A 23,753-nucleotide genomic window follows, 5' to 3' on the forward strand; every position below is an offset into this window, starting at 1 on the left:
GCCTGGCTAGACTCACCGCTGACCGTTACCCGCTCGTTCCCTGGACCCCCTGAACTCATGCCCCGTTCCGAAGCGCCGCTGCTCTCGCTGGTCGTCGCCTGCTACAGCGTCGCGCGGTATGTTCCGGAACTGATCCAGTCCCTCGAGACCCAGCTCACCGACGACGTCGAGGTGATCCTCGTCGACGACGGATCCCTAGACGCGACGCCCACGATGCTGCACGACTGGGCGTCCGCCACCAGGCACCGGGTGACCGTGATCGAACAGGCGAACGCGGGCGCCGCCGCGGCCCGCAACACGGGCCTCGAGACCGCGACCGGCGAGTGGGTGTCGTTCCCGGACTCCGACGACGTGCTCGGACCGGGCTACCTGCGCGAGGTGACCGGCTACCTCCGCTCGGCGGAGGCGTCGGTCGTCAGGCTCGTCGTGGCCAACCTGATGGTGCTCGACGACGCGACGGGCCAGGTGGCCGGCATCCACCCGCTGCGGGCCAAGTTCTCCCGCGGCCGCCGCGTGATCCGCCTGGCCGACGAGCCGGAGGCGCTGCAGCTTCACGCCAACAGCGCCTTCGTGCGCCGGGCAGACCTCGAGGCCGGCGGTCACCGGTTCGACCCGAAGATCCGGCCGAGCTTCGAGGACACGGCGCTGCTGGCCGAGGTCCTGCTCGACGACCCGGACCCGCGTATCGCCGTGCTCCCTGACGCCCGATACCACTACCGGAAGCGGAGAGACCAGTCCTCGCTCGTTGCCGGGAGCTGGGCCAAGCCGGAGAAGTACGACGACCAGCTCCGCTTTGGGTACCTGCCGCTCGTCGAGCGCGCTCGGGCTGCCGGGAAGGTGCCCGCGTGGCTCCAGAACGTCGTCCTCTACGAGCTCGGCTGGTATTTCAAGAAGGACGCCGAGAACCACTCGGAGACCGCGCGGATCACGCCGCAGCAGTCCGCGTCGTTCTTCGAGCTCGCGGCGGACGTGCTGCGCGGCGTCGACCTCGACCAGATCCCGCGCTACAGCGTCTACCCGCTGTCTCACGAGATCCGCACCGCGTTCGTCGCGCTCAAGGGCGCGCTGCCCGATCGCCCCACGGTGCGTGTCTGGCAGCGCGACCGCGAGCAGCGCGTCACCCGCGTCACCTTCTTCACCACCCCCGACGGCCGCGGCCTCGGGAACGTGACGTTCGCCGTCGACGGCCGGAGCGTCGTGCCGGTGTTCTCGAAGGCGCGGGCGGTGCGCTACCTCGGCCGCGACGTGCTCACGGAGGCGATCGCCTGGCTGCCCGGCACGGGCGAGGTCACGGCGTTCCTCGACGGCGCATCGCTGCGGGTGATCACGGGGTCGGCGGAGGGCGTTCTGCGGAGCTTCAGCCCGCACGGCAGCCTCGTGCACCAGCTCACCGACGCCGCGCAGGTGGCGTGGGGACTGCTGCGGCACAACCGGGGTGAGCTGCTGCGCGTGCTGGTCCGAGCGGATCTTGCCGTGCTCTCCAAGGGCCCGGGCGCGTCGTGGGCGGGCAGGCTCGCCCGTGTGCTCCGGCCGCGGTATCGCGACGCCTGGCTGCTCATGGACCGCGACGACCAGGCGCACGACAACGCCGAGCACCTGTACCGGTACCTGCACCAGCAGCGGCCGGACATCAACGCGTGGTTCCTGCTCAACCGCAGCGCGAGCGACTGGAAGCGGCTCCAGGCCGAGGGCTTCCGGTTGATCCCGTACGGGTCGCTCCAGCACGTGCTCGCCGCGGCCCAGAGCCGCGAGCTCATCTCGTCCCAGATCGACCACTACGTGGTCAGCCCGCCGGTGACGTTCTGGCTGCGCCCGATCCCGTGGCGGTTCACGTTCCTGCAGCACGGCGTCACCCACAACGACCTGTCGCGCTGGGTCAACCCCAAGCCCGTCTCGACGGTCATCACCGCCACGCCGCAGGAGACCGAGTCGATCGTCGGCGACGGCACCCCGTACATATGGACCGGGCGGGAGGTCGCGCTCACCGGGTTCCCGCGGCACGACGCCCTCGTGGCCAAGGCGGCCGCCGTGCGGGACGAGGAGCGGACGGACGTCGTCGTCATGCCGACGTGGCGCCACCACCTGCTTGCCGGCAACGGCAACGGCAACGGGCGCGTGGTCAGGGACGGGTTCTGGGAGAGCGACTACGTACGCAACTGGCTCGGGCTCCTCGGCTCGGCCACGCTGCGGGACGCGCTCGACGCAGCGGGGCTGCGGCTGGTGTTCATGCCGCACCCCAACATGACCCCGCACCTGACCCCGGACCGTCTGCCGGACCACGTCAGGCTCGCCACCTACGCCGACGACGACGTCCAGGACGTCCTGGCGCGCGCCTCCCACGTGGTGACCGACTACTCGTCCAACGCGTTCGAGGCGGCACTTGCCGATCGGCCCGTTCTCTACTTCCAGTTCGACCACGACGAGTTCTTCAACGGCGAGCATGCCTTCCGCAAGGGCACCTTCGACTACGTGAAGGACGGGTTCGGACCGGTCATGGAGCAACTTGCGGATGCCGAGAGGGCCCTTGTCGAGCTCATCGCGCGGGGTAAGCAGCCTGTCGAGCCGTACGCCACCCGGATCCGGAAGACATTTGTTATGCGCGACGGGCGCGCGTCCGAGCGTGTTACGGAGGCGGTTGTTGGGCATCGACAGCCGGCAGACTTACGGAGAGGTTCACGGAATGGGAAGGCCCGAGGAGGTGGCCGTGGCCGCCCCGTTCGTTAGTGTGGTGGTACCTGTCTTCAACGACGAAGACCACATTCGCGAGGCAATCATGTCGTGCCTCAGTCAGACTGATCCGGATCTCGAAGTCATTGTCGTGGACGACTGCTCGACGGACGCGACGGCAGCGATCGTCCGTGACATCAGCGGTCAGGACCCGCGTGTCTCTTTCATCGGTCACGCCGAGAACAAGACCGCGTTCCAGGGCCGAAGGACCGGAGTCCTTGCCGCGCGCGGCGACTACATCGTGTTCGTTGACGGTGATGACGCGCTCGCACCGAACGCCGTAGAGGTCTTGCGAAAGCACGTGAGCCGCCAGCCCGACATGGTCCATTTCGGCTGCACGATCACAGGGCGGGACGGGCGGGATCATCCAGGGTTCGCGGCGAAGCTCCTGCCTCCAGCGGCGAGCCTAAGCGGCGGCGCGATTCTCCAGGAACTCTTCCTTGCTGCGAAGACGTTCGAAGGCCAGCTCTGGAACAAGGCGTACCGCACGGGGTACGCCCGCCCGCTTTTCGAAGCGCTCGCCCATGACGCCCGCGTACCACGGGCGAACGATCTGCCGGTTGCTCTTATGCTCGCCGCGTCCGCGCGAACGTACGTGGGGATCACTGACCGGCTGTACCACTACCGCTTCGGCTCTGGCAACGCGACCGATGGGCTGATCAGCACGGAGCGGTTCCAGACCCTCGTGAACTTCCGCCCTGCATTCGACGTCGTCGAGAGCCAGATCGACTCGTGGTCGCTCCCGGCTGAGGTTTCGAACGAGATTGTCGAGCGCCTGCGGAGTCAGTGCATAGAACGCTCGGTCCGGCACCTCTCACAGGTCGCGTCACCGAACGGATGCGAACTGGAGTCGCTTCTGACGGCCTGGCCCGCGACGCAGATCCTGGCTGCCCTCTATCAGTCATTTGGGACCCGTGAAGCGGAGTTCCTACCGTTCGTTGGCGAGCCAAGACGTCGACTGGACCGGCCGGTGGACGACGCCAAGGTCGTGGCCCTCTACCTTGACCAAAAAGGCATTGGTGGAATGCAGCGCGTCGCATCGCTTCAAGCGGGCCTGCTGGCGAGGGCGGGATACCGAGTCGTGCTACTCGGCAAGATGAAACGCGAGGAGTTCCCGTACCCGATTCCCGTGGGCGTGGCGTTCATTGAGCTCACACCTAGGATGACGTCACGGACGGAGGAGTTCCTAGATCTGTACGGCGGTATCGACGCAGCAGTGAAGGAATACGAGATCGACACGATCATCGTCCACGCGAACTACCGGCCGGAACTTCTTTACCTGATCTTGGGGATCGAACTGCTGCCCGTGTGGTCGATTCTTACGATCCACAACTTCAGCTTGCGGTCGGTCTTTGACCGTTCTCCGAGGCTCGGCACGCTACGCGCCGCCGCGCAGCACTCGAACTGTCTGGCAGTGCTATCCCAGACCGACGAGGTGTTCTGGCGCCTGGCCGGTGTCGAGACGGTGCAATACGTCCCGAACCCGGTGGAGTTCACCCTTCCGACGATGGCTGACGACGACCGCGCGTCGGAGGGCAACTTCCTGGACGGTGGACCGTCCGTGACGAGCGAGCCGTGCGACGTCCTCTGGTTCGGGCGCATCCAGGAAAGAACGAAGCGCGTCTCCGAGGTTGTGCGAGTGTTCGCGCTGGTCGCTCAACAGCGCCCTGGTTCCACACTGCACATTGTCGGCCCGGTCCCGCGCACCGACCGAGTTGAGTTCAGGCGTATTCAGGAGCTGACTCGAGCGCTCGGGATCGAGGACTCGGTCTCCTTCCTCCCGTCGGCGACCGACATGGACTCGCTCATCCGGAACAGTTCTGTGGTGCTGATGACCTCTATCATCGAAGGGTTCCCGATGGCTCTCTTCGAACCACTGGTCGCAGCGCGCCCGGTCGTTATGTACGACCTTCCGTATCTTGAAGTTCCCAAGGAGAACCCAGGGATCTTCACCGTCCCGTGGGGCGACCGAGAGCGGGCAGCAGGACTTGTGGTGGAGCTACTCGACGATAAGGCACGCCGTGACGACGCCGCCCGGAGGGGCCTGATGTTGCTCCAGGAAAGGTTCTCGGAGACGGCAGTATTAGATCACCTGCAAGAGGCGTTCAGTGCCAGCCGTGCGCGCTTGACGACGGGATACCTGTCAGAAGGTGAACGGCGCCACGGGGAGATCCTTGTGGACCAACTGTTTCGGCTCCATCAGGACTCACTTGAGAGCGCCTCGTCGTCAACGCGGAGAAGCGATGTCGACGCCTTCTACAACACTTGGCACGACTCTAGGACGATCAGATATTCTGAACGCTTTGGGGTCCCCATCATAGTTGCACGCCGATATCTCCGGCGTATGCGACGCGTATTGGCGAAACCTTAAGACCAGAGGACTCCGTACCTTTACACAGCTCCCATTGAAAGGTTCGGGATGTACATCCCCAGAATAGCGAAGCAGCTGCCAGCCCCCGTGCGGATGGCGGGAAATCGTCTCGCGGCGCAGCGCGCAAGCCGAGTGGGACTGCGGGCATCCGACGCGATTGCCACTCAGGTTGCCAAGAGCCCCTTCTTCGACGCCGAGTATTACGCGGCGCAGCGTGGCCTCTCATTTGATTCCTCCCTTGCCGCAGCGCGCGACTGGATGCGGGCTGGAGCGCGTAAAGGTTATGCCTTGCACCCGTTGATCGATCCTGCGTACATTCCTGGGGAGCTGCGGGAGAAGCTCTCCGCTCGCGAGTTCGACAGTTATGTTGCATGGCTTACGGCCCCGGAGAACCGAAGCAAGCCATGGGGGCCATTGTTCGTACCCGATGCAGCGTTGGATGGCGCAGACTCCGCGAGTGTCGAGGCGTACTTCGCAAACCTAGCTCCTAGCCAAGTCATCGCACCGCCGCGTGGGTTCCAGGGTTCTGCCCCGACGTGGGGCCCGTTGCGAGAGGCCTCTATCACGCACGCTCGCGCTACGAGGGCGCAGGCTGCGGTCCCTGTTCCTGGAAAGTACGCGAATTGGGACGCAGTGCGGGAGGCAGTGTGGCTTGCTGAGGCAGAGTCGCTACCCGTGGCAGACGACGCCCTCGTCTCGATCATCATGCCAACCTGGAACCGAGAGGCACTGATCCGGGTGGCCATCCAATCGGTGGCCGCGCAAACCCACCGAGCGTGGGAGCTGATCATCGTGGACGATGGGTCCACAGACGCAACTATTGAGATCGCAGAGCAGGCTGCCTCTGAGGACTCCCGCATAAGACTTATCAAACTGCCGCACGGAGGTGTGGCAAAGGCCCGCAACGCCGGAGTTCGCGCCGCAGTCGGTGACTACTTGGCCTTCCTCGACACGGACAACGAGTGGACTCATCGCCATCTCGAACTTTCTGTGCGCTGGCTTGCCGCTCACAGTGCGAATGTAGCAACGCACAACGGTTTGAGGATCACCGAGGCGGACGGATCCGTGACCTACCGTGGCGCAGAGATCGGTATCGAGGCGCTGGCGAAGCGCAGCCTGATCGATATGAACTCACTTGTCGTGCGGCGTGGCGTCGCGCTGGCGCGGGGTGGTTTCGATGAGAGCCTCGCGCGGTGGGTTGACTACGCGCTTATGCTCGACATTGCGGAGCAGGGAGATATCGCGTACCTTCCGTTCATCGGCTGTGAGTACTTTGACGGCGATGCCTCCGACCGAATTACAAGGCGAGAGAGCGTTCACTGGCAGTTCGTGGCAGCCGCACGGCACGTTGTCCGCTGGGATGAGCTCAGAACAACGCAGAATGACCGCATTCGTGGGCGTGTCAGTATCGTGATCTTGGTGTACGAGGACTTCGTCCATACTCTTCTGGGAGTGGACAGGGTCCTTCAGACAACCGCAGACCAGGATGTGGAGGTCATCCTGGTGGACAACGGCTCGCACCTTGCAACGAGTCGCATCGTCGCGGCGCGCTATCACAACCACCCGCGAGTGACGTACCGCAGGCTGAGTCGAAACTACAACTTCGCGACGGGTTGCAACTACGGGTTTTCGATCTCTTCTGGGGAATACGTTCTCCTGCTCAATCACGATACGATCGTGAGAGACGGGTGGCTCGGCCCGCTTGTGGAAAGGCTGGAGAGCACGGACGCCATCGGCGTGCAGCCTCTTATCCTCAACCCAAATGGAACGACCCAGGCGGCAGGGGCGGTTTTCGTCTTTGACGAGAAGGTGCCCGCGCAGTTCCTCGCACGCCTCCCGAGAGAGGACGCCTTCAGACACGACGGCAAGGGCTTTGCTGCGGTGCATGGTGTTGCTCTGCTGATGCGGTCAGATCTGTTCGAGAAGCTGCGGGGGTTTGATCCGATCTACGCTAACGGACTCGAGGACTACGACCTCTGCCTGCGCGCCTGCGAGTTGACGGGCGGGAGGTTTGAGGTGGAACCGCGTTCTCTTGTCGAGCACACGGAGGCGCGAACTCCTGGACGGTTTGCGCGGAGCGAGGAGAACAAGCGAATCTTCCTCGACCGCTGGAGGGGAAGGATCCCGACGGGCGACGAGAAGAAGTTCAAGGATCTCGGGCTCGAAGTCGCTCATACACGTCCGCTGCCCGGCGGTCACGGCTGGCTCCCTGTTCTTGTGAGGCCGAAGCGCACGGTGCATGTCGAAGGTTTTGGGAAGATCCCTAGCCTTCGGTGGGCGGTCAAGATTGGAGCTAGCGGGTCCTATCGTGCTGACTGGTGGGGGGACACGATCTTCTCCGAGGATCTTCGGGTCGCTCTCGAGAAGCTCGGCCAGGAGGTTGTCGTCGATCGCTACGGCGCGTTCGAACGCGACACCGCCTACCTTGACGACGTCGTACTTACGGTTCGCGGAGTGCGGCCGCCGGTCGTGCAGATGGGTCGGGTGAACCTGATGTGGGTGATCAGCCGGCCCGAGCTCGTCAGCGCGACTGAGATCCGAAGCCAGGATCTGGTGTACGCGGCCTCCGGGCCGTGGGCCCGGAGGATGACGGCAGAGTCGGGGGTCGACGTGCGGACGATGCTCCAGGCAACGAACCCTGGACGGTTCAGACCTGAAGCGCGCTCATCCGACTTGCGGAGTGACGTGCTCTTTGTCGGCGGCGCAAGAGAGGCTATTGGCGGCCGTCCACTGGTGGAGATGGCTCTGAAGTCAGGTGTTGACCTGAGCCTATGGGGACCAGGGTGGGATCTGGTGGCGCCCGGGAACACGCGTGGCGAGTATCTTCCGTTCTCGAGGACGCCCGAAGCATATGCCTCATGCAATGTGGTTCTGAACGACCACATGGACCCAATGCGGGAACACGGGTTCGTCAGCAACCGGACCTTTGATGCGGTCGCATCGGGTGCTGCTGTCATTTCGGATGAGATCGACGGTCTGGAGCTCTTCCAGGGCGCCGTTCGGCCCTGCGGCAGCCTCGAGGAGATGGAGGAACTCTCGGCGGACAGATCGTGGATTCCAGATCGGGCACGCTTCAAGGAGATCTCGGCGATGATCGCTCGTGAACACTCCTTCGATGCGCGAGCAGCAGTTATGCTGCGAGATGTTCTGAACTTGCTAGGGTAGGTCGGAACATGGAAGCGCGCGTTCCAGCGAGGTCGGACATTATGGGCGAGGGCGGGATCCTTGCCAAGGACGGTGACGTTCTGGTGACCCAGGGCCTGCTCCACCGCCTGGCTGGCTCGGAGGTCGTCGTCCTCGAGCTCTGCGAATATTTCGCTTCTATCGGTCGTCGCGTGGTTGTTGTGGCGCGGTCGTTTGGGGATGGGTTCGTCCGCGAGCATCTGGCGTTGCCAGGCGTCGAGGTAATTGCAGCCGATGATCCGGCACTCGAAGACCGGCTCGCAAGCTATGCGTTTACGTTCGCATGGGTCCAGCACAACGTAACCCCAGCCGTTCTCTTTCGCCCGCCTGTGCCAAAGACGGTGGTGTTCGCCCACTTGTCGCCCTTTTTGACTTCAGAGATGGCGCTTGTCCCTGGTCTGGAGCGAGGCATAGCCTCCGCGGTTGTCTTTAACTCTCCTGAGACCCGCGATGCCCACCGGAATCTTGGTCTTTATGACGGATTCCCGGAAGAGCGGCTGCTTGTGTTCCCCAATCCAGCTCCGGACGGTTTTGCTCGCCTAGAACCCGTTGACGCGGAGTGCGAGCGCCGCAGGCTATTGGTTGTCTCCAACCACCTTCCCGATGAGCTGCGAGAAGCGCTCAAGCTGTTGGCGGGTGAAGTCGAGATAACCATAGTGGGCGCCCAACGGGAGCACGGAGCGTTAGCGCGCCGTGTTGACCCCGCCCTGCTCGCCGATGCGGATGCGGTCATCTCTATCGGCAAGACGGTCCAGTATGCGCTCAATGCTGGTCGGCCCGTGTACTGCTACGACATGCACGGTGGACCCGGCTGGCTGGTCGCGGAGAACTTCGAGCAATCTGCGGCACTGAACTTCTCAGGCAGGGGATTCGGGAAGATGCCCGGGGCCGAGATCGCCCAAGGAATCCGCGTGGGATGGCGTCGCGCGCTCGCGTTCTCTGAGAGTTTCAGAGCGTCCGCAATAGAGCAGTTTGGCTTGTCGTCGTGCATGCAGGTCCTCGAAGCCTCTATCGAAGCGATGAACTCGCCTCTTGATGGCCTGAGTGGGGATATCGCCGCGTCGGCAATACAGCTCGATCGCCGACTGACTCAGTTGGCGGTACGAGAGAATGCGTGGTTCTCGGAGCGTGGGGCGCATAAGCGAACGATCGCTGCCAGGGATGAGCTGGCCCGCAAGTGGGACGAAGTCGTTCGAGAGCGCAACAGTTTGCGTTTGGATCGAGACAGGGTTGAGCTTGAGTTGGCCGACCTCGCCGGTCGATTCCACGACTTGGTTGCGTTGCGCGATGAACTAAGTGCGTCGCTCGAGGGGATGGAAACTTCGGTTGCTCAGTTGCGCGACGAACTTGAGAGACGGGCCGCCACGATTGCAGATGTTAAGCGTCTTCATCGGCAAGATATCAGTCGCCTCCTGCGAGCCAGAGAAGAGATTGACGAAGTGAGAGGCTCGATTTCCTGGAAGGTTACGGCGCCGGTCCGGAACGCGGTCCGACATCTGAAACGTTCTCGGAACGTGCTCATGACGGCCTTTCAGCGACCCTAGCCTCGGGATCTCGCGCGGGGTGTCGTCGGACTAACAGGACGAGGGCCTCGTGAACTGGGTCAATGCGAGTTGGCTCAGGTTGTTTGGAGTCACGCGGCCTGGCCGCCCACGCAGGGCTCCGGCGTTCACCATCCGAGAACGCCGGCGCCCTGGATGGACTGGTGCAGGAACTCTATCTTCCTTGGCACCCACTCACGCATTGGCCTGTGATCATGCCGCCGCACGATCACTGGAATGAGCCCGTTTGGGGTCAGGGTAGACTTCGATGTATGACGATTGGATACGTCGATGCCATCTCTTCTCAGCGGAACCGCATTGCGGGATGGGTGCGGGCAGACGGCAACCCAGCGCCATTGGAGCTCCATGTATCGCTCAACGGTACTGAGCTCGGCGCTGTGCGGTTTGGTCCGAGTCGGGAGGATGTCGTAGCCCGGCTCGGACATGACAATCGACGGTTCGAGTGCACATTCCCGGACCCGCTGCCCCCGGGTGCCCTGATTTCGGGGGATGTCGCCGTCGTTTTTCGAGGAGAACGCCTTCTCCTTGGTGAGCGGGTCCGTCTTGAGGACCAGAGATGCTTTGATGCCTGGCTCCGAAACCTGCCCCGTGGGGGGTCGCCCACCGTGAACAAGGAGCGACCCGCAGCCCCGCCAGCGGGCTTGGTTGCTTCAGTTCCAGATTCTTTCGACGATGTCTCTTTTGTCCCATTACCAATCGGTTCATTGAGTGCGGACGGTAGCGCTGTGGTTGGAGCAGGCGGTCACCTGTTCCTGCTCCGCGGCGCCAACGATCTTGTTGCGAGTTACCGTCGTGCGTCGACCCCGGAGGCGCAAGCCGCCCTTGACAGCCATGCAAGCAAGTGGGTCGAACTGCTCACCTCGCGAGCTGAACGAGCGGAGTCTCTTGGCGTCGAGTTCTCGCAAGTTGTGGTGCCTGAGAAGTCGACTCACGTTCCGAGCGGAATCTCGGAACTATCCGGAGTCACGCCATTACTTGATCTGATCGAACATCGGCTGAACCACCTCCCATGGTACATCAGTGCCCTCGAGGCCTTGCGAAGCCACTCCGCTCCTCCTGCTTTGTTATGGCGCAAGCTCGATACACACCTCTCAGCTTGCGGTGCTCTCGCGCTAAGTGAAAAGATCGTCGAGCGCTCGAATCCTGACTTTGTGTGGCCCGAGCAACGCTTCACCCGCGAGCGTGCACTCGAGGGGGACCTGACGCAGCGATTCTTTGGCAGCATCCTGGCGGAGGTTGTCTACGAGCCCGACATGGAGTTCCTCGCCAGCCTCGCAAGCGACCCTGTGCTAACTGAGTCGGTTGAGCCGACCGGATCGGGTCGGTTTCTCGGCGCGCGCAGAGTGTGGAGGAACGAAGCAGCGCCCATTGCCAAGTGTGTTGTTGTCTTTGGAAACAGCTTCTTCGGGAGCAATCCGATCACCGCGTCCAGGTGCAATTTCTGGTTCTCTCGCGTGTTCAAGGAGCTCCATTTTGTGTGGTCGCCCGAAGTCGACTTTGGATACGCGGTGTCGAGGGGTGCTGACCTGATTGTTGGGCAGACGAATGAGCGCTTCCTTACCAGAGTTCCTGTGGATGTGAACTAGTTCGAGACTTCGTCGTTTTGGTGGGGGTTGCGACGATCGCGCGGAAGGCGACGTTCAGTTCGGGCCTGCCATCTTTTCGGTCTGCGGCTGCTTGCGGAACCCCGCGGGCCGAGCCGCTGTCGGGTCTGAGGGTCTTGGATCGCGCGAATCCCACGTCACCCTCGACGCGTCGGACGGCGCGGTCCCGTCGACGCCGCCGACGGCCACTCTGCGCGCAGTCGCCACCGTGCTCGCCTCTGGCTTGCGCCCCGAGCGCGCGACCCGGCTTCACCTCCACCTTTCCGCTGTTCGGCGGCCAATGCCCAATGCGTCGACCAGGTTCGGACCTGACTCGTGCCACCTCGGAGTCCTCGCTCGTGGCGTGAGGCTGTGACCTGCGGGTTTGTGGTTGAGCGGGCCTGTAGTCGGGTACTAAGAATGGGGTCGGGTAGCGTTCGCGGGTGGTCTCGCGGTACGTGCGCAAGGTCCGCACCCTCGGGAGCGGTCGCGGTCCAGGTCGTGTCGAAGGAGCGCGCTCGGGTGGTCGATGTCGATCACGTCGGGTCCGCGCATGACGACGCGAGCCTGGAGCTGTTGATGCTCGCTGCCCGTGAGCGTCTCCTGCCGGGCCAGGAGGCTCTGGATCTCGACGGTCTTGAGCAGGTCCCGGCGCGCATGGCAGACATCGCGGACTGGACTGCGGGCAACCTGCCCGCGCCGACGCCGGTAGGTCGTCCGCGCGCTGTTGCGGCTGGTGGGCGTGTCGTGGCGACGGCGTCGCTGGTGTTGTGGGACGTGCTGTGCGCGGCGTACGCGCGGCTCGGGTTCGACGCTCTGCGCGACGACGCGTTCCGGGCGATGGTGCTCGCGCGGATCATCGAGCCGGCCTCGAAGGCCGAGACGGTCCGGGTGCTGGGCGAGGTCGGCGCGCCGTGCCCGTCGCTGCGGACGTTGTTCCGCGCGCTGGACCGCTTGATCGCGCACGACTACCGGGGCCGGCTCGCGACCGCCGCGTTGGCGCACTCGGCGCGGACCACGGGCACGGCTGCGCTGCTGATGTATGACGTGACGACGCTCCATTTCGAGGTCACCGACGAGGACGAGTGGCGGCGGGTCGGGATGAGCAAGGAGCACCGGGTGGATCCGCAGATCCAGGTCGGGCTGCTCGTGGACCCGTCCGGGTTCCCGCTCGAGGTCGCCGCGTTCGAGGGCAACAAGGCCGAGACCACCACACTGGTCCCGGTGCTGACCCAGTTCCAGGAACGCCACGGCGTCACCGACCTGGTCGTTGTCGCGGACGCCGGGATGCTGTGGGCAGGGAACCTGAACGCGTTGGAGGACGCCGGGTTCTCCTTCATCGTCGGGTCCCGGCTGACGAAGGCGCCATACGACCTGGCCGACCACTTCGAACGCCACGGCACCGCGTTCACCGACGGCAGATCCTGGAGTCCACCCGCCTGATGGGCATCGGGAAGAACGCCCGCCAGCGGCGGATCGTCTACCAGTGGTCGTTCAAGCGGAACAAGCGCGACGACAAGAACATCGACGCGATGATCACCAAGGCTCAGCGCATCGCCGACGGCAAGATCCCGCTGAAGAAGACCCGCTTCCTGAAGGTCACGGGCGCCGCGAAGGAGCTCGACGAGAAGCTCATCGAGCGGGCGCGCGCCCTGGCCGGGCTCAAGGGGTACGTGACCTCGCTGTCTCGGGACAAGGCCACCGGCGCGGACGTCATCAAGGCCTACCACGACCTCTACAACGTCGAAGCCTCGTTCCGGATGGTCAAGTCCGACCTGCGTGCACGCCCGATCTTTCCACCACGAACGCGACGCGATCGAAGCACACCTCACCGTCGTCTTCGCCGCCCTGGCCGTCTCCCGCCACCTGCAGAACGTGACCGGGGTGAGCATCAAGAAGATCGTCAAGACCCTGCGCCAGGTCCGCTCCGCGACCGTCGAGATCAACGGCCAACGCCTCACGCTCGAACCGGAGCTCCCCGACGACGCCCGCACCATCATCGACAAGATCACGCCAACTGGTCACTAACCGAAGTGGCACGAGTCAGGGGCTTCACCTCCACCTTTCCGCTGTTCGGCGGCCAATGCCCAATGCGTCGACCAGGTTCGGAGAGCCGACGTCGCGCCCGTGCTGACGGTGCCTGTCGCAGCCGTCTGCCCAGGGCTCAGGCCGGTCTGGACGTCCTCATGCCGCGGCCGCGAGACCTACCGTCGGGGTCGTCGGTGGGTGGTCGCGCCGCGCGAGCCGATGGGTGGGCCCGGACGGTGCCTGCGAGCCGAGATCTGAGGTCTTGCACGCTACGCTTGCCTGCGATTCCCCTGACCTTGAGGAGCTTGTGTAGTGGACGCGGATCTCATCGTCGTCGGTTCTGGCTTCTTCGGCCTGACCGTCGCCGAGCGCATCGCCGAGCAGTACGGACGCAAGGTCTTGGTGATCGACCGGCGCCCGCACATCGGCGGCAACGCCTACAGCGAGGACGAGGCGACCACCGGTATCGAGGTCCACCGCTACGGCGCGCACCTCTTCCACACCTCGAACGAGCGCGTGTGGGAGTACGTCAACCGGTTCACGGCGTTCACGAGCTACGTCCACCGCGTGTACACCACGCACAAGGGCGAGGTGTTCCCGATGCCGATCAACCTGGGGACGATCAACCAGTTCTTCCGGTCGTCCTACGGCCCCGACGCTGCCCGCGAGCTCATCAAGGAGCAGGCGGCGGAGCTCGGCGGCAGGAGGCCGGCGAACCTCGACGAGCAGGGCGTCAACCTCATCGGCCGCCCGCTGTACGAGGCGTTCATCCGCAACTACACGGCCAAGCAGTGGCAGACCGACCCGACGGACCTGCCGGCGTCGATCATCAGCCGTCTGCCCGTGCGGTACACGTATGACAACCGGTACTTCAACGACACGTACGAGGGCCTGCCCGTCGACGGCTACACGCGCTGGATCGAGCGCATGGCGGACCACAAGAACATCGAGGTCCAGCTGGGCGTCGACTTCTTCGACGAGTCGCAGCCGGTCAACAAGAAGAACGTCGGGGGCAACGTCCCGGTCGTCTACACCGGCCCGGTCGACAAGTACTTCGACTACGAAGAGGGTGACCTGTCGTGGCGCACGATCGACCTCGAGGAGCAGGTCCTCGACGTCGGCGACTTCCAGGGCTGCCCGGTCATGAACTACGCCGACCCTGACGTGCCGTTCACGCGCATCCACGAGTTCCGGCACTTCCACCCGGAGCGGGAGTACCCGACGGACAAGACGGTGATCATGCGCGAGTTCTCGCGCTTCGCCGAGCACGGCGACGAGCCGTACTACCCGATCAACACGGCGACGGACCGTGCGCGCCTCCTGGCCTACCGCGACCTCGCCGCGGTCGAGAAGGACGTGCTGTTCGGCGGCCGCCTGGGCACCTACAAGTACCTCGACATGCACATGGCGATCGGTGCCGCGCTGTCGATGGTCGACAACAAGCTCGCGCCGTACTACGCGAAGGGCGAGGCGCTCGTCAGCGGGGGTGTGGACGCGTGAGCACCACGAGCACCCGGATCCTGCAGCGGGTCGTCCTGCCGGTCGACCCGGACCAGGACATCCTGCCCCTCTACGTCGAGGGTGACCTCGGCCAGGCTCCCGTCTTCGACGGTGAGCCCGAGATCCCGGTCGGCGCCCCCGCCGAGCACCTGGACGTCTCGCACGTCCGCTCGCGCCGCTCGTTCACTGTGGAGCCGAGCGCCCGCGCCTCGTTCGGGACGTACTTCAACGCGTTCCCGGCGTCGTACTGGCGCAAGTGGACCGTCGTCGAGCAGGTCGTCCTGTCGGCGACGGTGAGCGGGACGGGCCAGGTGTTCGTCTACCGCTCCAACGCGCGCGGCAACATCTACCGCGTCGCGGGCGAGACGTTCGAGGCCGCGAAGGGTGAGACGTTCCGCTTCACGCTGCCGCTGGACACGTTCGCCGACGGCGGCTGGTACTGGTTCGACCTCGTCGCCGGCCTGGACGGGGCGGCCCTCGAGGAGGCCCACTGGGAGGCGGCGTCGGACCGCCCGCAGGGCACCGTCACCGTGGGCATCACGACGCTCAACCGCGCCGACGACGTCGTCACGCTGCTCCAGCAGCTGGGCAGCGACCCGACCCTGCTGGGGATCCTCGACCGCGTCACCGTCGTCGACCAGGGCACGCAGCACCCCGAGGACGCCGAGGGGTTCGCCGACGCCGAGAAGGGCCTCGACGGGCGGCTGCGCATGATCCGCCAGGCCAACCTCGGCGGCTCGGGCGGGTTCTCCCGCGGCATGAGCGAGACGCTCGACGAGGGCGTCTCCACCTACCACCTGATCTCCGACGACGACCTTCGCACGGAGCCCGAGGGCATCCTGCGCGCGGTCGCGTTCGCGGACCTGGCCCGCCGCCGCACGATCGTGGGCGGGCACATGTTCTCGATGTTCGACCGCTCGTTCCTGCACTCGTTCGGCGAGCGGGTCAACCCGTACCGCTTCTGGTGGGGCGCGGTGCTCAAGAAGTACACGGGCCACCACCTCGACCAGCAGTCGCTGCGCGGCACGGCCGACCTGCACCGTCGCATCGACGTGGACTACAACGGCTGGTGGATGGAGCTCGTCCCGGTCGACGTGATCCGTGAGATCGGCCTCTCGCTGCCGATCTTCATCAAGTGGGACGACGCCGAGTACGGCCTGCGTGCGCGCGAGCACGGGGTGCACACGGTGACGCTCCCCGGCGTGGCTGCGTGGCACGTGCCGTGGACGGACAAGGACGACTCGCTCGACTGGCAGGCGTACTACCACCAGCGCAACCGCCTCGTCGCGGCGCTGCTGCACTCGCCGTTCGAGCACGGCGGCGGCATCGTGCGCGAGACCCTCTCCCACCAGTACAAGCACCTGCTCGCCTCGCAGTACTCCGTCGCCGAGCTGCGCCTCCAGGCGCTCGAGGACGTGCTCAGCGGGCCCGAGCATATGCACGCGCAGCTCGACACGCGCCTCGCTCGCATCCGTGCGACGCGCGCCGAGTACGACGACGCGCGCGTCGAGAAGGAGCCGGGCTCGTTCCCGCCTGTGCGCCGCAAGAAGGTGCCGAAGAAGGGCAACAGCGCAGCGCCGTCGGGCAGCAGCCTCGCCAACTACGCCAGCGCCGCGTTGAGCCTGGTCAAGGCCGTGCGACCGGCGTCCGACCTCAGCCGCCGGCACCCCGAGGCCGAGATCGCCGCCCAGGACGCGCGCTGGTTCGTCCTCGCCCGGCACGACTCCGCCGTCGTCTCGCTCGCGGACGGCACCGGCGCGGTCTGGTACAAGCGCCGGCCCGCCGAGTTCCGCCGGCAGGTCGAGCGGTCCACGAAGCTGTACGCGCGCCTGCTGCAGGAGTGGCCCGAGCTCTCGAAGCGCTACAAGGACGCCATGGGCGACCTCGTCGGGCAGGACGCCTGGAAGGCGACGTTCGCCCGGACGGAGGCAGACCGCACGTGAGCGCAGTCTCCACCTTGCCCCTGACCACGCCCGGTCAGGGGCGCGGTCTGCTGGACGTCCTCGAGCGGCGGTTCCTGCTCAAGCTGATCGTGCGCAAGGAGCTCCGGGTCCGTTACCGCGGCTCGGTGCTCGGCATGGCGTGGACCTACGTCAAGCCCGCGGTGCAGTTCGCCGTCTACTTCCTCGCGATGGGCATCATCATGCGCCAGCGCGACACGGTGCCGGACTACGCGGTCTACCTGTTCAGCGGCATCATCGTCATGAACTTCTTCGGCGAGGGCTTCACCAACGCGACGCGCTCGATCCTCTGGAACGCCCCGCTCGTCAACAAGATCTACCTGCCGCGCGAGCTGTTCCCTGTCGCGTCGTTGTGGGTGTCCGCGGTGCACTTCTTCCCGCAGTTCCTCGTGCTGATCGTCGCGACGGTGGTCACCGGGTGGCGGCCCACGCCCGCCGAGCTGGCTGCCGGCGTCGTCGGGTTCGTCATCGTCGCGTTGCTGGCGCTCGGCCTCGGCCTCGTCTTCGGCGCCGTCAACGTCTACTTCCGGGACGCCGAGAACTTCGTCGAGCTCATCGTCATGGTGGCCACGTGGGCCTCGCCCGTGCTGTACACGTGGAACCTCGTGCACGACGCGCTGCCCTCGTGGCTGTGGCCTCTGTACATGGCGAACCCGTTGACGGCCGCCGTCTCCCTCTTCCACTACGCGTTCTGGTACGGGGCCACGGGACGCCCCGAGCTGCTGCCCGGCGGCGGCGCGCCACTGCCAGACGGCCTGTGGTGGTGGGCCCTGCTCGCGCTCGCCATCTCCGCGGGCCTCGTCGTCATCGGCCAGATCGTCTTCAGGCGCCTCGAGGGGCGCTTCGCGCAGGAGCTCTGAATGCCCACCACCGTCATCGAGGTCGCAGGCGTCACCAAGGAGTTCACGCTCCGGCACCAGCGGTCCCTCAAGGAGTTCGCCGTGTCGGTGCTGCTCCGCAAGCCCATCGACAGGAACACGTTCCTCGCGCTGGACGACGTCTCGTTCGACATCACCGACGGCGAGACTGTCGCGCTGCTCGGCTTCAACGGGTCGGGCAAGTCCACGCTGCTCAAGCTCATCTCGGGCGTGCTCACGCCCGACGGCGGCGGTGTGCGCACGCGGGGCCGCGTCGCCGGCCTCATCGAGGTCGGCGCGGGCTTCCACCCCGACCTCACGGGCCGCGAGAACGTGTTCCTCAACGGGGCGATCCTCGGCATGACCGAGGAGCAGATCACCTCGCGCTTCGACGACATCGTCGCGTTCAGCGAGATCGAGAGGTTCATCGACACCGAGGTGAAGTTCTACTCCTCGGGCATGTTCCTGCGACTCGCATTCTCGGTCGCGGTGCACTCCGACCCCGAGGTCTTCCTCATCGACGAGATCCTCGCGGTGGGCGACGAGCCGTTCCAGCGCAAGTGCATCGAGCGCATCAAGGCGCTCAAGGGGGAGGGGCGCACCCTCGTCATCGTGAGCCACGACCTCGACCTGGTCTCCCGGCTGTGCGAGCGCGGCATCCTGCTCGAGAAGGGCCGGATGGTGGCAGACGGCCCCGCGACCGAGCTCGTGGCTCGCATGCGGGGAGTGACGTCGTGACCGTCCCCGAGCTCAACATCGCGGACTGGCCGCCGCTCATCCCAGCGGTCCTCGTCGCGGTGGCGGCGCTGTGGGTTCCCGGGCTCGCTGTGGTCGCCGCGGCGACTCGGCTGCGGTTGTGGACCATCGCCCTCGCCCCGGCCGTGTCCGTGGGCCTGATCGCCGTGAGCGGTATCATCTGGGGATTCCTCGGTGCAGCCTGGTCGTGGTCGGCCGTCGCCGTCATGACGGTCGTCGTCGCCGCGGTCGCGTTCGTGGTCCGCCGGCTGCTCAAGGCCGACGGCGGCGGTCCCATGCCGACGCGCGCCGCCTGGCGCTGGGCCGCCGGCGGGTTCGTCGTCGCCAGCGGCATCCTCGCCGTCCAGATGGTCCGCGCCATCGGCACGCCCGACGCGATCTCTCAGACTTTCGACGCGATCTTCCACCTCAACGCCGTCCAGCACGTCGTCCAGTCCGGCAACGCCTCGGCGTTCGGGCTCACGGACTTCACCGGGAACGGCTTCTACCCGATGGGCTGGCACGCCCTGACGTCGATCGTCGTCGAGGTCGCCGGCGTCTCCATCCCGCAGGCCATCACGGCGACCAACATCGCCATCGCTGCCACCGCATGGCCAGCCGGCTGCCTCGCGCTGGGCGCCGTCGCGCTGCCCCGTGTTCCCTGGGCCCCCGCGGCCGCGGCCGTCGCCTCGGCGGGGTTCGGAGCGTTCCCGTTCCGGCTCATCACGTTCGGCGTCATCTACCCCAACTTCCTGTCGATGGCGCTCCTCCCCGCCGTGCTCGCCGGCGCGACGCGCGTGCTCGGGCTGCCGTGGACGGCGTCGAGGACCAACCCGGGCGAGCGCTGGATGCGGATCCTGCTGCTCCTCGTCGCCGGCGCGGGACTGGGGCTCGCGCAGCCGATCGCACTCATGTCGCTGCTGATCATGAGCCTTCCCCTCTTCCTCTACGCAGCGGTGTGCCGCGTCAGGGCACAGCGGAAGGCTGGCCAGACGCGCAGTGCGCGGCTCACCGTGGTCGGGGCAGCCCTGGTCGTGGTTGCGTTCCTCGTCGTCTGGCACGTCGCGCGCCCGCCGGCCGAGGCCGCGACCTGGGGGCCCACCCAGACGGTGGGCAACGCGCTCGGTCTCGCGCTCACCGGCTCGCCGCCGTCGGGCATCATCGCGTGGGCCATCGCCATCCCGCTGCTCGCAGGCTTCGTCGTCTTCATCAGGCGCCCGGGCGACGCGTGGGCGGTCGGGCCGTTCGTCGTCGCGGTCATCCTCTACACGTTCGCCAGCGCGCAGCCCACCACGTCGCAGCTGCGGATGTTCCTCACCGGCGTCTACTTCAACGACACCGTGCGTGTCGCCGCACTCATCCCCGTCGGCGCGGTCGTGACCTTCACGATCGGAGCCGCCGCCATCGTCGGGATCCTGTGCCGGTGGACCGAGCGGCAGCCTGGCGTCCTCGGCCTGTGGGCACGCCGGCTGCGTCCGGCGGGCGCGGTGGTTCTGTGCGTCGCACTCGTCGGAGGCATCGCCCTCGAGAACGGCAACACCGAGGCGGAGATCATGCGGTCGCGACGTGCGTACGCGCCGTCCGGCCCCCTGCTCACCACGGCGGAGCGCACGCTCCTCGAGCGGCTCCCCGACCTGACGCCGCCGGACGCTCTCGTCCTGGGCAACCCCAACACGGGCACGGCGCTGGCGTTCGCGCTCGGCGACCGTGTCGTCACCGAGCCCCACGTGTTCTCGACCCCGAGCACCCAGGTCATCTACCTCAACGGGCACCTCAACGCGATCGACACGAACCCGGCGGTGTGTGCTGCGGCGACGGCGGCCGGCGTCGACTACGTCCTCGACTTCGGGACCAAGGGCGTGCTGCCGTGGAAGGCGACGACGATGGACTACTCCGGCCTCGAGGGTCTGCAGCCAGGCCCGCACCTCGAGCTCGTCGCGAGCGAGGGCAGGGCGGCGCGGCTCTTCAGGGTGAGCTGCTGAGGGCGGTGCGCCGCTAGGTGGGCTCGGCCGTCAGTTGCGTGACGGCCCGAGTGCACCTAGACCCGCGGTGTGGCGTCCCGCGCGTCGCAGAACTCGGCCAACCAGGACACCCGCAGGTCCCTCTCTGCAACGACGGGTGGGTGTTGACGATGCGTCCGTCCCAGCCTGCGAGGACTCGCGGGCCGAGCTTCTTGATGATGCCGGCGAGCACGACGAGCTCGACGCCCGCAGCAGTCAGCGCATCCACCGTCGCGGAGTCGAGCTCCTCAGGGTGCTGGGTGGGTTCGAACGCTGAGGTGGCGTGTGGCAACTTCGCGGTTCTGCGCCACCGTAGGGCAAGTGTTCGAGGGGTGCCCTAGGCCTCATCGGCGGACGGCGTGGACGGCGTGGACGACGCGGGCGCCGTCGGGCGTCGCACCTCGAGGCGCAGGAGCGCGACCTCCTCGGTGAGCGTGCGCACGCGCTCGTCGAGCTGAGAGACGCCGACGCTCAGCTGGATGCAGACCGCCAGGAGCGTGACGACCGCGGTCGCGAACACCAGGTTCGCGGGGATCTCGACGCCGACGAGGCGGGCGACGTGCACCGCGAGCCCCGGGAACGCCCCGAGCACGGCAATGCCGAGGGCCACGATGATCCAGATGCCCGCGTACTTCTCGCGGATCCAGCGGCGGCGCAGCAGCTGGACCAGGGAGACCACGACCAGCAGGCACAGTGCGACGGCGAAGGCGTAGCCGCTCACGAGTGGGCCCCGTCAGAGATCGGTTCGGGCAGCGGCGCGCTCGGCCGTGACAGCGAGATCAGCAGTGCGAAGAACGCACGCAGGAGGAACACCGCGGCCTTCCAGGGGTTGTGGGACGGCGCGCCGCCGGCGCGGGGCCGCATGGTGACGCCCACCTGGCGGACCGCCAGGTGTGCGCGGGACGCGATGACGAGCGCCTCCACCGTGTCGCCGAGGTACTCGGCGGGGTAGTTGGAGGCGAAGACCTTGACCGCGCGGGCGTTCATCAGCTTGAACCCCGACGTCGTGTCCGTCAGGCGCGTCCGGGAGACCCGGGAGAGCACCCGGGCCAGGACGCCCATCGCCCACTTGCGGGGGCCGCGCACCTCGTAGTCACCTTCGCCGGCGAACCGCGCCCCGATGACGATGTCGGCGCGCTCGCGCTGCATGGTCTCCCACAGCAGCGGGACGTGGCTCGGGTCGTGCTGACCGTCGGCGTCGATCTGCACGGCGAGCTCGTAGCCCGCGCGGGCCGCGTACTTGAAGCCGGCGCGCATCGCGCCGCCGACCCCCAGGTTGAGCGGGAGGTCGAGCACGGTGGCACCGGCTGCCTTCGCAACCTCTGCCGTCCGGTCCGTGGACCCGTCGTTGACCACCAGCACATCCGCGCTCGGCACCGCGCTCGCGATCTCGTGGATCACCGCGGTGATCGTCGCCTCCTCGTTCCACGCCGGGACGACCACGAGGAGGCGTGGGAGGGCTGGCGTCATGCGCGCGATCCTACCGGCGTGCGGCGCCCCTCGATCGCCGTCCGGCGCATCCCGCAGGCCAGGTCGGCTAGCATCCCAGACCGTGCCCCTCGACATCATGCTGCCCTACTGGGGCGACCCGGCCATGGCTCGCGCCGCGGTCGAGAGCGTGCTTGCGCAGACCTCCGTCGACTGGCGCCTGACCGTCGTCGACGACGCCTACCCCGACCGGTGGATGGGCCCGTGGCTCGAGTCGCTCGGCGACGACCGGATCCGGTACGTGCGCAAGGAGTCCAACGAGGGCATCACCGCCAACTTCCGCACCTGCCTGGAGATCGCGACCGAGGAGCACCTGGTGTTCCTCGGCGCCGACGACGCGCTCCTGCCGAGCTACGTGGACGTCGTCACCGCGGCGATCGCCCGGCACCCGGGCATCGAGATCATCCAGCCCGGCGTCCAGGTGATCGACGGGGCCGGCGCGGTGCAGGCGCCCCTCGCCGACGTCGTCAAGCAGCGGGTCACCATGCCGCGGGGCACGGGAGAGCGCGTCGTCGGGGGCGAGGCGCTCGCGGCGAGCCTGCTCGCGGCCGACTGGATGTACTGGCCGTCGCTCGTCTTCCGCACCGAGTCGCTGCGGCGCACGCCGTTCAGCGACCGGTACGACTTCATCCAGGACCTGGCGATCGTGCTCGACCAGGTGCTGCTCGGGGCCAGGCTGCTCATCGTCCCGACGGTCTGCTTCTCCTACCGCCGGCACTCCGAGAGCGCGTCGATGGAGTCGCTGCTTGACGACCGGAGGTTCGCGGGCGAGCGGGAGTTCTTCGCCGAGTACGGCGCGACGATGCGCGCCCACGGGTGGCGGCGTGCAGCACGCGCGGCGCGGCTGCACTGGACGTCCCGCCTGCACGCGCTGACCCTGCTCCCCGCGGGCCTGCGGCGCGGCCGGGGCTCGGCGCGGGCGCTGCTGCGGCACGCCTTCGGGAGCTGAGGCGTCTTCGGGAGCTGACGCGTCAGAGGGCGGCGCGGCGCAGCCGGCGGCGGCGAGCCGTCAGGACGGCGATCGCTCGCAGCAGCAGGAGCCGAGAGCGCAGGACGGCGAGCGGCCCGCGCGGACGGTTGGGCGTCTGGTTCTCGCCGTGGAGCCGGCGCTCGATCGAGCGCAGCTCGAGGTGGCGCATGCTGTGCGACAGGTTGCCCGCGAGCGCGAGCCACAGGTCGTGCGACTCGACGAGGAACTCGGGAAACGGCAGCACCAGTTTTAGCGCGTCACGCCGCACCGCCATCGCGCACCCGTAATAGGGGCGGTTTCCCGCGAGGATGCCCAGGACGTTGCGCAGCGGACGGTCGGAGTCCGCGGCCCGCAGGTGCCAGTCCGGCTGGCCGAACGGGCCGACAAGGGTCTCGCCACTGCCCAGCGTCGCGAGGTTGGTCGCGACGACGGCCCTGCCGTCGAGCGCGGCGCACATCGCTTCGACCCGCCCAGGCCGCCAGACGTCGTCCTGGTCCGCCAGGAAGACGTAGCTGCCGCGCGCCGCGCCCAGCGCCGCTTCGAAGGTGCGGACGTAGCCGCGGTTCGCGGGGGACCGCACGAGGCGGACGCGCGCGTCCTCGAAACCCTCGACCACGGCAGCGGTGTCGTCCCTCGACGCGTCGTCGACGACGACGACCTCGTCGTCGGGTCCGAGCTGGTCCAGGATCGAGCGGAGCTGCTCCTCGATGTACCGGCCGCCGTTGTAGGCGGCCATGCAGACGCTGATCTGGGGCGCGGGCATGCACTCTCCTGGTCGGGGGCGCGTG

General features: G+C 66.7%; 14 protein-coding genes and 2 pseudogenes. 12 read left to right on the top strand and 4 right to left on the bottom strand.

The window, feature by feature from the left end; all coding sequences use genetic code 11:
- Window positions 1–57 precede the first annotated feature (57 nt).
- The 11 genes and pseudogenes from ACO4JP_RS05095 to ACO4JP_RS05145 all read left to right on the top strand — a co-directional run bounded on the left by ACO4JP_RS05095 (window position 58) and on the right by ACO4JP_RS05145 (window position 20,489).
- Window positions 58–2,724: a bifunctional glycosyltransferase/CDP-glycerol:glycerophosphate glycerophosphotransferase gene (locus ACO4JP_RS05095; protein WP_425956301.1), complete on the top strand. Its 2,667-nt coding sequence runs from the start codon at window positions 58–60 to the stop codon at window positions 2,722–2,724.
- Window positions 2,705–5,098 (top strand): glycosyltransferase, encoded by a 2,394-nt coding sequence (locus tag ACO4JP_RS05100; protein WP_425956302.1) that lies wholly within the window; start codon window positions 2,705–2,707, stop codon window positions 5,096–5,098. The genes ACO4JP_RS05095 and ACO4JP_RS05100 overlap by 20 nt, the downstream gene beginning before the upstream one ends.
- Window positions 5,099–5,773: 675 nt before the next feature.
- Entirely contained in the window at window positions 5,774–8,263 is a 2,490-nt protein-coding gene (locus ACO4JP_RS05105; protein WP_425956303.1) for a glycosyltransferase, read from the top strand.
- Between the two features lie 41 nt (window positions 8,264–8,304).
- Complete coding sequence (locus ACO4JP_RS05110; RefSeq protein ID WP_425956304.1) at window positions 8,305–9,825, top strand: hypothetical protein; 1,521 nt, start codon at window positions 8,305–8,307, stop codon at window positions 9,823–9,825.
- A gap of 623 nt (window positions 9,826–10,448) precedes the next feature.
- Window positions 10,449–11,429: a hypothetical protein gene (locus ACO4JP_RS05115; RefSeq protein ID WP_425956305.1), complete on the top strand. Its 981-nt coding sequence runs from the start codon at window positions 10,449–10,451 to the stop codon at window positions 11,427–11,429.
- A gap of 440 nt (window positions 11,430–11,869) precedes the next feature.
- Window positions 11,870–13,454: pseudogene (locus ACO4JP_RS05120) on the top strand (IS1634 family transposase).
- 312 nt (window positions 13,455–13,766) lie between these two features.
- Window positions 13,767–14,954 carry a UDP-galactopyranose mutase gene (gene glf / locus ACO4JP_RS05125; protein ID WP_425956306.1) on the top strand — a complete coding sequence of 396 codons (1,188 nt, stop codon included), beginning with the start codon at window positions 13,767–13,769 and terminating at the stop codon, window positions 14,952–14,954.
- A complete protein-coding gene (locus tag ACO4JP_RS05130; protein ID WP_425956307.1) occupies window positions 14,951–16,897 on the top strand; it encodes a glycosyltransferase in 1,947 nt (648 codons plus the stop codon). The genes glf and ACO4JP_RS05130 overlap by 4 nt, the downstream gene beginning before the upstream one ends.
- Entirely contained in the window at window positions 16,894–17,775 is an 882-nt protein-coding gene (locus tag ACO4JP_RS05135; protein ID WP_425956308.1) for an ABC transporter permease, read from the top strand. The genes ACO4JP_RS05130 and ACO4JP_RS05135 overlap by 4 nt, the downstream gene beginning before the upstream one ends.
- Window positions 17,776–18,510, top strand: coding sequence for an ABC transporter ATP-binding protein (locus ACO4JP_RS05140; RefSeq protein WP_425956309.1), 735 nt, complete (start codon window positions 17,776–17,778; stop codon window positions 18,508–18,510).
- Complete coding sequence (locus ACO4JP_RS05145) at window positions 18,507–20,489, top strand: DUF6541 family protein (RefSeq protein WP_425956310.1); 1,983 nt, start codon at window positions 18,507–18,509, stop codon at window positions 20,487–20,489. The genes ACO4JP_RS05140 and ACO4JP_RS05145 overlap by 4 nt, the downstream gene beginning before the upstream one ends.
- 13 nt (window positions 20,490–20,502) lie before the next feature.
- Here ACO4JP_RS05145 and ACO4JP_RS05150 read toward each other — a convergent pair.
- The 3 genes and pseudogenes from ACO4JP_RS05150 to ACO4JP_RS05160 all read right to left on the bottom strand — a co-directional run.
- A pseudogene (locus ACO4JP_RS05150) lies at window positions 20,503–20,802 on the bottom strand (formyltransferase family protein); the annotation flags it as partial.
- Window positions 20,803–20,844: 42 nt separating this feature from the next.
- Window positions 20,845–21,228 carry a DUF2304 domain-containing protein gene (locus ACO4JP_RS05155; RefSeq protein ID WP_425956311.1) on the bottom strand — a complete coding sequence of 128 codons (384 nt, stop codon included), beginning with the start codon at window positions 21,226–21,228 and terminating at the stop codon, window positions 20,845–20,847.
- On the bottom strand, window positions 21,225–21,977 hold the full coding sequence (locus ACO4JP_RS05160; RefSeq protein WP_425956312.1) for a glycosyltransferase family 2 protein: 753 nt from the start codon (window positions 21,975–21,977) through the stop codon (window positions 21,225–21,227). Before ACO4JP_RS05160 ends, ACO4JP_RS05155 begins: the two co-directional genes overlap by 4 nt.
- Before the next feature lie 82 nt (window positions 21,978–22,059).
- Between ACO4JP_RS05160 and ACO4JP_RS05165 the strand changes: the two genes are divergently transcribed.
- Window positions 22,060–22,944 carry a glycosyltransferase gene (locus tag ACO4JP_RS05165; RefSeq protein WP_425956313.1) on the top strand — a complete coding sequence of 295 codons (885 nt, stop codon included), beginning with the start codon at window positions 22,060–22,062 and terminating at the stop codon, window positions 22,942–22,944.
- A 22-nt stretch (window positions 22,945–22,966) separates the two neighbouring features.
- Here ACO4JP_RS05165 and ACO4JP_RS05170 read toward each other — a convergent pair whose 3' ends face one another.
- Window positions 22,967–23,728, bottom strand: a complete 762-nt coding sequence (locus ACO4JP_RS05170) for a glycosyltransferase (protein WP_425956314.1) — start codon at window positions 23,726–23,728, stop codon at window positions 22,967–22,969.
- Window positions 23,729–23,753: the final 25 nt, after the last annotated feature.

Source organism: Xylanimonas sp. McL0601, assembly GCF_049852175.1.
GTDB lineage: Bacteria > Actinomycetota > Actinomycetes > Actinomycetales > Cellulomonadaceae > Xylanimonas.